This is a genomic window from Mesorhizobium sp. M2C.T.Ca.TU.002.02.1.1, from assembly GCF_003997225.1.
Genome location: NZ_RZTO01000229.1, coordinates 1 through 7,950, shown reverse-complemented (window position 1 = coordinate 7,950; position 7,950 = coordinate 1). Strand labels below are relative to the sequence as shown.

Below are 7,950 nucleotides of genomic sequence, written 5' to 3'. Positions count from 1 at the left end.
GTCTTAAATCGATCAATCTCGGCGCCGGCGGGATGTTCAAGAACCAGGGCCTGATGACCAACCAGGGCATCGGCGTTGTGGCGACGGTCGACGTCACCGGCGGCTGGACCCAGGACAATACCGGCTCCTTCGTCACCGATATCGACCTCGACAACCAGATCACCGACAAGCTGACCTTGACGGAGACGGGCGATTTCGCCGGCACGGCGCCGCTCAACTTCCTGTCGATCGACAAGCTGTTCACGCAATACACGCTGGCGACGGGTTCGGCGATGACGGATTCCGGCATCACGGCGCAGACGTTGCATCCGGCAGTCGGCTTCAACTTCCTGACCCGTGTCGACAACGGCACCGACCTTGTGCTCTACGCCGACAACCCGACCTTCCTCGATCTGGCGCAGGATCCGGGCTCCGGCACGACCGATCCCGGTGTGTTCCAGATGGCGCAGTATCTCGACGACGTCGAGGCCGCTTCGAGCCCGGACAATCCGATGGCGCGGCTGATCAACATGCTGCGCTTCTCGCAGACCGAGGCGGAGCTGGGCGCGGCGCTGACGCGGCTCACCCCGCACTATGCCGTGCACACCTTCGACATGATCAACCGTTCCACCGACACCATGCTCGACCAGGCGCATGAATGCACCGGCGTCGCGGCCTACAAGAATACCGACGGCCGCTGTATCTGGGGCACGATCACCCCGCAGGCCGAATACAGCAGGGATGCCGGCGCCGGCACCACCAGCCGGGACGATACTTTGAAGACCATGTCGTTGGGCGGCATCGCCGAGGTAGGGCACAATTGGTCGCTCGGCGCCACGCTCGGCCGCACCGAGTATGATTCCAAGATCGCCTTCAACGGCGACGAGCTGTCGGAGACGAAGGGCGAATCCTGGCAGGCCTATGCGCTGGCCAAGTACGAAAACAACAACTACTTCGTCGACTTCGCGCTCGGCGGCGGCACCGGCTCCTTCAAGGGCGAGCGCGACACCCATATCGATCAGGTCGGCTTCATTCCCGGCGAGACGCTGGACGGCGTTTATCTGCCCGAGGAGCTGCTCGACGGCATCGGCAACAGCGTCACCTACAATCAGGATACCTCCCAGTTCGGGGGGTCGGCGCGGGTCGGCATGACGCATCAGATGGGCGCTTTCTACCTGCAGCCGACACTCCAGTTCGACGCGCGCTGGCTCGACGTCTCCGGCAAGGAGGAGGGCTCAGTCGCCGCCTTCAGCTTCGACGGCAGCGACAACATGTTCTATGCCGTGACGCCGGCGCTGGAGGTCGGCGCCGACATCCCGGTCAGCGACATCGCCAGTTTCCGCATCTACGGGAAGGCCGGCGTCGAGTTCTCCACCAAGCAATGGGAGATCGAGGGGCGTTTCGCCGCCGCCGAGAATCTCCCCGGCAACCCGGCATTGCACTTGACGGAAGCCATCGATTCGCCGCTCTATCGGGTCGGCGCGGGGCTGGAGCTCAATGGCGTCAACGGCGTCGGCTTGGCGGTCAGGTACAACGGCGCCTTCGGGGAAACGGTCAAGCAGAACGCGGTCAGCGCGTCTCTCAAGGTCAGCTTCTAGCTGACGCGCGACGACGGCCAAGAAGGGATGTCATGAGGACCAAGTACGCGTCTATCGCGGCGATGCTGGCAGCCGCCTGCATTGCCGGTGTGCCGGCGGTCGGGTTTGCCGCGCAGAACAAGAGCGACAAGGCGGCGCCTGCGGCCAAGCCCGCCGACGCGACGGCCAAGCCGCAGCTGCCGGGCGGCGCCTCGGCGCTGTCGGAAACGCATGGCGACTGGACGGTCAACTGCCAGGTCACCGGCACCAACAAGGTCTGCAGCCTGTCGCATCAGCAGTTCAACAAGCAGAGCGGCCAGCGGCTGCTGGCGATCGAATTGACGACCAAGACCGGCCAAGACTCCACGGGCACGCTGGCGTTGCCCTTCGGACTTGCGCTCGCCAACGGCATCTCGCTCGAGATCGACGATAAGAAGCTGGACGGGACGCTGCAGTTCAACACATGCCAGGCGGTGGGTTGCCTGGTGCCGGTGACGTTCGACGCCGACACCACGCCGCTTCTGCAGAACGGCACCACGCTGAAGATCAACGCAATCGCCGCCGACACCATGCAGCCGATCTCCTTCACCATCTCGCTCAACGGCTTTGGAAGCGCGCTTGCGCGGACGGCTGATTTGTCGGCGGATTAGTTTGTCGGATCGCTGCTGTGTGTGAGCATGCGAGCATGCAGGAGTTCACTCAAACGCCCATCGCGATCGTCATTCTATGGCGAAGCAAGGAGCGAAGCGACGCGCGCAGACCATAGAATGCCGTGGCGTCGAGGCGCTATAACGGTGCAGGTTCTGCTCCGCAGCGTTCCTTGGTCGGCGTAACGGCATGGATCCTCGGGTCTACGCGTCCGCTTCGCTCCCGCTCCGCCCGTGGATGACGACCTTGAAACGTCTCGGCCAATCGCCATGGTTTGCGTTCGCTAATCGACCTCTCGCAACCGATACCCGACGCCGGTCTCGGTGATGATGTAGCGCGGCTGGTCCGGGATCTTCTCGATCTTCTGCCGCAGCTGGCGCACATAGACCCTGAGATATTGCACGTCGGTCGAGTCGTTCCAGATCTGCTTCATCAGGAACTGGTGGGTGAGCACCTTGCCGGCATATTGCACCAGCATGCGCAGGATGTCGTATTCCTTGGGCGACAGTTTCACTTCCTTGCCCTCGACCTTGACGATCCGTTTCACCAGATCAACCGAGAGGTCGCCGGTATGGAACACGGGCTTCTCGCCCTGCTGCTGGAATTTGTGGCGCAGCGCCACGCGGATGCGGGCGACGAGCTCGTTCATGCCAAAGGGCTTGGTCACGTAGTCGTCGGCGCCGAGCTCGAGCGCCGCGACGATACCGGCCTCGTCGGTGCGGCTGGAGAGAACGACGACCGGAATGTCGAGCCCGTCGCCGCGCCATTTGCCAAGCAACTCGAGGCCGGTCATGCCGGGAAGGCCGAGATCGAGCAGGATCAGGTCCGGCCGTTCGGTCTGCATGAGTTCGAGCGCCGCCTTGGCGTTCGGCGCTTCGGAGACCGCATAGCCCTGGCTGCCCAAGCCGACGCGCAGCAATTTGCGGATCGGCGGCTCGTCGTCGACGATCAAAATGGAGACGGTCCGGTTTGTCATGCCGCATCATCCGTAAGCGGTGCGCCGAGCGCCGGCAACTCAGCCGGCACCGGCATGCGGATGGTGAAGATCGCGCCCGAACGGTCGGTGCGGTTGGCCGCCGCGACCGTGCCGCCCATCGCCTCGATGAAGCCGCGGCTGATCGACAGACCGAGACCGGTGCCGGCGCGCACCTGATCGCGTTTGCGCACACGGTAGAAGGTATCGAATATCCGCTCCAGGTCATCCGGCGGGATGCCCGGCCCCTCATCCATCACCTGCAGGATGAGGGCGCCGCTGTCGACCCAGGCCTGCAGGCGGATGGCCGAGCCGGGCAAGGCGTATTTGGCGGCATTGTCGAGCAGATTGAACAGCGCCTGCTCGAACAGCACGGGATCGAGCCGCAGCATCGGCAGGTCGGCCGGGATGTCGGTCTCTATTCTGTGCTCGGCCGTGATCTTCTGCGCCCGGTTCAGCGCCGAGCCGACGACATCGCCGACATAATGGAGCGCCGAATTCGGTTCCATCGCGCCCGACTCGATCCTGGTCATGTCGAGCAGATTGGCGATGAAGCGGTTCAGCCGCTCGGACTCGCTGACAACCGTCGACAGAAGCTCCGCGCGGTCCTTTTCCGGAAGCGCCGGCGCGAATTCCTTCAGCGTGCCGGCCGCGCCCATGATCGCGGCAAGCGGCGTCTTCAGATCGTGCGAGATGGAGGTGAGCAGCGCCGAGCGCAACCGGTCCGCTTCGGCGGCGAGCCTGGCACGGTCGACATCGGCGACGAGCTGTACGCGCTCGATGGCGACGGCGGCCTGATCGGCGAGGGCGTCGAGCAAACGCTGCTGCTCAGGCGTCAGCAGCGGACCCTGCTTGTCATTGTCGAGGCCGACGACGCCGATCGCGGTTCGTCCGGTGCGCAAGGGGAGATAGAGGCGTTTTGCGCCGGGCAAGGTGTCGGCGCCGCGGCCGGCGGCGCGGTTGTGCTCCCAGGCCCAGCGCGCGGCCGCGATATCGGCCTCGGCCAGGGTGTCGTCCGGCGGATAGCCGGCCTTGACGGTGATGGTGCCGTTTTCCGGCAAAAGCAGCACGACGCGGACCTTCAGCATCGAGGCGATCTGGAAGGCGGTGGCCCATAGAACATCGTCGAGTGTGCCCGCGCCGGCGAGCTTCTTGGAGAAGGAGTAGATGTCCTCGGTGGCGCGCGCCCGCGAGCGCGCGGCGACCGCCTGGCGCTGCACCCGCGCCGTCAGGTTGCTGGCGATGACGGCGACGACGAGGAAAACGGCAAAGGCAACGATGCTTTCCGGGTCCCTGATCGTCAGCGTGTAACGCGGTTCGAGGAAGAAGAAGTTGAAGGCAAGCGCGGAGAGGAAACAGGCATAGAGCGCCGGCCAGAGCCCGAACGTCACGGCCGATGTCAGCACCGCCAGAAGCAGGACGCTGGCGAGATTGCGGACGTCAAGGAACTGGTCGAGGATCGAGCTGACGGCCAGCGCGCCGGCGACATAGGCCGTCGAGAACAGATAGGGCCAGATCTGGAAAGGTTTCTGCTCGGGCGCCGCCTTCACCCGCGCCGGCGGAGCGTCGTCATCGCGCTCGGCGCCCGAGATGACATGGACGCTGATGTCGCCGGCATTGCGGATCAGGTCATAGGTGAGCGAGCCCTCGATCAGCTCGCGCCAGCGCGAGCGGGTCGGCCGGCCGATGACGATATGGGTGAAGTTGTTCGCCGTCGCGTGGCGCACGATGTCCTGGGCGACGTTCTGGCCGGGAATGGTGGCGATCTCGGCGCCGAGCTGCTCGGCGAGGCGCAGGTTCCTGGCCAGGCGGTCCTTGTCCTCCTCGGACAGGCCCGCGAGGCGCGGCGTGTCGACATGCAGCGCCGTCCAGGGCGCGCGCAGCCGGTCGGCGAGCCTTCGCGCATAGCGGATGCGGGCCGCCCCGCCTGGCCGCGAGTCGACGCAGACGAGAACCCGCTCGCCGGCCGCCCACGGTCCCGGAATGGCGTGCGACTGCATGTGGTTGAGCAGCTGCTCGTCGACGCGCTGGGCCGTGCGGCGCAGGGCCAGCTCGCGCAGCGCCGTCAGATTGCCCGGCGAGAAATAGTTCTCGATAGCGCGCTGCGCGGTGTTGGGGAAATAGACTTTGCCGTCGTGCAGCCGCTTGATCAGGTCGTCGGGGGTGAGGTCGATGACCTCGATGTCGTCGGCCTCGTCGATGATGGAATCGGGAACCGTCTCACGCACTCTGACGCGGGTGATCTGGGCGACGACGTCGTTCAGGCTTTCCACATGCTGGATGTTGAGCGTGGTGTAGACGTCGATGCCCTGCGCAAGGATCTCCTGGACGTCGAGATAACGCTTGGGATGCCGGCTGCCCGGCGCGTTGGTGTGGGCAAGCTCGTCGACCAGGACAAGCGCGGGGCGCCGCTTCAGGATGGCGTCGATGTCCATCTCGTCCAAGGTCTGGCCGCGATAGTCGACCAGGCGGCGCGGGATCACCTCATAGCCGTCGACCAGGGCCTGGGTTTCCTTACGACCATGCGTCTCGACGACGCCGATCACGACATCGACGCCGTCGGCGCGGCGGGCGCGGCCCGCCATCAGCATCTCGTAGGTCTTGCCGACGCCGGGCGCCGCGCCGAGAAATATGCGCAGGCGGCCCCGACCCTCGCGCTCGGCATGCTCCAGCAGCGCGTCGGGAGAGGGGCGGTTCTCGGGATCGATCCTGTCGTCCGGCATCAGTCCAATCATGAATTGCGCCGGGGACCGTGTCGATCCCCGGCGCGGGCGGATTATTTCAGCTCGTCCAGCGCAAGGTTCAGCGCCAGCACATTGACCGCCGGTTCGCCGAGGACGCCAAGCTCGCGATCCTCGACATGGCTGTCGACGAGCGCCTTCACCTTGGCCTCGTCCACCCCGCGGGCCTTGGCGACACGCGGCACCTGGAAATAGGCGGCCTCGGGGCTGATGTCGGGATCGAGGCCGCTGCCGGAGGTGGTGACGAGGTTCATCGGCACCGGCGTATTCGGGTTTTCGGCCTTCAGCTTCTCGGCGTCGCCCTTGATGCGGTCGATGAGCTTGGGATTGGTCGGACCGAGATTCGAGCCGCTGGAGGAGGCCGCGTTGTAGCCGTCACCCGCCGCCGATGGCCGGCCGTGGAAATAGCGGTCGCCGGCGAAGGCCTGGCCGATCAGGCTGGAGCCGATCACCTTGCCGTCCCTGGTGATCAGGCTGCCATTGGCCTGGCTCGGGAACAGCGCCTGGGCGATGCCGGTCATGCCGATCGGATAGATGAGGCCGGCCAGCACCGTGAAGAAGACGATCATGACAAGAGCGGGTCTGAGTTGCTTGAACATAGGGGCAAATCCTTATGCGAGGCCGAGGGCCGTGACGATCAGGTCGATCGCCTTGATGCCGGCGAACGGCACGACGATGCCGCCGAGGCCGTAGATCAGCAGGTTGCGGGTGAGCAGCGAGCCGGCGCCGATGGCACGGTATTTCACGCCTTTCAGCGACAGCGGGATCAGCGCGATGATGATCAGCGCGTTGAAGATGATGGCCGACAGGATGGCGCTCTGCGGTGTCGCCAGGTGCATGATGTTGAGCGCCTGCAGCGGACCGGTGGACTGGCCGGGCGCGACATAGAAGACCGCGAACATCGCCGGGATGATGGCGAAGTATTTGGCCACGTCGTTGGCGATCGAGAAGGTGGTCAGCGAGCCGCGCGTCATCAGCAGCGCCTTGCCGATCTCGACGATCTCGATCAGCTTGGTCGGGTCGCTGTCGAGGTCGACCATGTTGCCGGCCTCGCGCGCGGCGACCGTGCCGGTGTTCATGGCGACGCCGACATCGGCCTGGGCCAGCGCCGGCGCGTCATTGGTGCCGTCGCCGCACATGGCGACCAGCTTGCCCTTGGCCTGCTCCTCGCGGATCAGCGACAGCTTGTTCTCGGGCGTCGCCTGGGCAAGGAAGTCGTCAACGCCGGCCTCGGCGGCGATCGCCGCCGCGGTGAGCGGGTTGTCGCCCGTGATCATCACGGTGCGGATGCCCATCTTGCGCAGCTCGGCGAAACGCTCGGCTATGCCGCCCTTGACGATATCCTTGAGGTGGACGACGCCGAGCAGGCGGCCGTCGCGCTCGACCGCCAGCGGCGTGCCGCCGGCCTTGGCGATCTCGTCGGCAACGGCCTGCAGGTCGCGGATGGCGTCGCCGGTGGGACGGGTGCCGTGAGCAGCGACGGTCGCCTGATTGACATGAGCGAGCACCGCATCGACCGCGCCCTTGCGCACCGAGGAGCCGTCGATGTCGACGCCGCTCATGCGGGTCTGCGCGGTGAAGGGCACGAAGGTGGCGTGCAGCGTTGCCATGTCGCGAGCGCGTATGCCGTATTTCTCCTTCGCCAGCACGACGATCGAGCGGCCTTCCGGCGTCTCGTCGGCCAGCGAGGCAAGCTGGGCGGCGTCGGCCAGTTCCTGCTCGGTGACGCCCTTGACCGGGCGGAACTCGGTCGCCTGGCGGTTGCCGAGGGTGATGGTGCCGGTCTTGTCGAGCAGGAGCGTGTCGACGTCGCCGGCGGCTTCGACGGCGCGGCCGGACATGGCGAGCACGTTGAAGCGCACCAGGCGGTCCATGCCGGCGATGCCGATGGCCGAGAGCAGCGCGCCGATCGTGGTCGGGATCAGCGTGACGAACAGGGCGACGAGGATCGTCACCGGGATATAGCCGCCCGAATAGGAAGCGAAGCTCGGAATGGTTGCGGTCGCCAGCACGAAGATCAGCGTCATGCCGA

6 protein-coding genes are annotated in these 7,950 nt (G+C 65.7%); 2 read left to right on the top strand and 4 right to left on the bottom strand.

Annotated features, from left to right (window positions below):
• Together EOD07_RS14450 and EOD07_RS14445 are read left to right on the top strand one after the other, a co-directional pair.
• A partial coding sequence (locus EOD07_RS14450; RefSeq protein ID WP_164772249.1) for an autotransporter outer membrane beta-barrel domain-containing protein occupies positions 1-1,577 on the top strand: 1,577 nt, incomplete at its 5' end.
• A gap of 32 nt (positions 1,578-1,609) precedes the next feature.
• On the top strand, positions 1,610-2,206 hold the full coding sequence (locus tag EOD07_RS14445; protein ID WP_127235952.1) for an invasion associated locus B family protein: 597 nt from the start codon (positions 1,610-1,612) through the stop codon (positions 2,204-2,206).
• A gap of 281 nt (positions 2,207-2,487) precedes the next feature.
• Here EOD07_RS14445 and EOD07_RS14440 read toward each other — a convergent pair whose 3' ends face one another.
• The 4 genes from EOD07_RS14440 to kdpB form a co-directional block, all read right to left on the bottom strand.
• Positions 2,488-3,180 carry a response regulator transcription factor gene (locus EOD07_RS14440; RefSeq protein WP_127235951.1) on the bottom strand — a complete coding sequence of 231 codons (693 nt, stop codon included), beginning with the start codon at positions 3,178-3,180 and terminating at the stop codon, positions 2,488-2,490.
• Positions 3,177-5,900 (bottom strand): sensor histidine kinase KdpD, encoded by a 2,724-nt coding sequence (locus EOD07_RS14435; protein WP_127235953.1) that lies wholly within the window; start codon positions 5,898-5,900, stop codon positions 3,177-3,179. The genes EOD07_RS14440 and EOD07_RS14435 overlap by 4 nt, the downstream gene beginning before the upstream one ends.
• A gap of 53 nt (positions 5,901-5,953) precedes the next feature.
• Positions 5,954-6,517, bottom strand: coding sequence for a potassium-transporting ATPase subunit KdpC (kdpC, locus tag EOD07_RS14430; RefSeq protein WP_127235950.1), 564 nt, complete (start codon positions 6,515-6,517; stop codon positions 5,954-5,956).
• 12 nt (positions 6,518-6,529) lie between these two features.
• A partial coding sequence (kdpB, locus tag EOD07_RS14425) for a potassium-transporting ATPase subunit KdpB (RefSeq protein ID WP_127235949.1) occupies positions 6,530-7,950 on the bottom strand: 1,421 nt, incomplete at its 5' end.

Bases quoted from the DNA above. Each gene is read 5' to 3' on its own strand.
- kdpC (WP_127235950.1), bottom strand. From the start codon at position 6,517: ATGTTCAAGCAACTCAGACCCGCTCTTGTCATGATCGTCTTCTTCACG.
- EOD07_RS14440 (WP_127235951.1), bottom strand. From the start codon at position 3,180: ATGACAAACCGGACCGTCTCCATTTTGATCGTCGACGACGAGCCGCCG.
- EOD07_RS14435 (WP_127235953.1), bottom strand. From the start codon at position 5,900: ATGCCGGACGACAGGATCGATCCCGAGAACCGCCCCTCTCCCGACGCG.
- EOD07_RS14445 (WP_127235952.1), top strand. From the start codon at position 1,610: ATGAGGACCAAGTACGCGTCTATCGCGGCGATGCTGGCAGCCGCCTGC.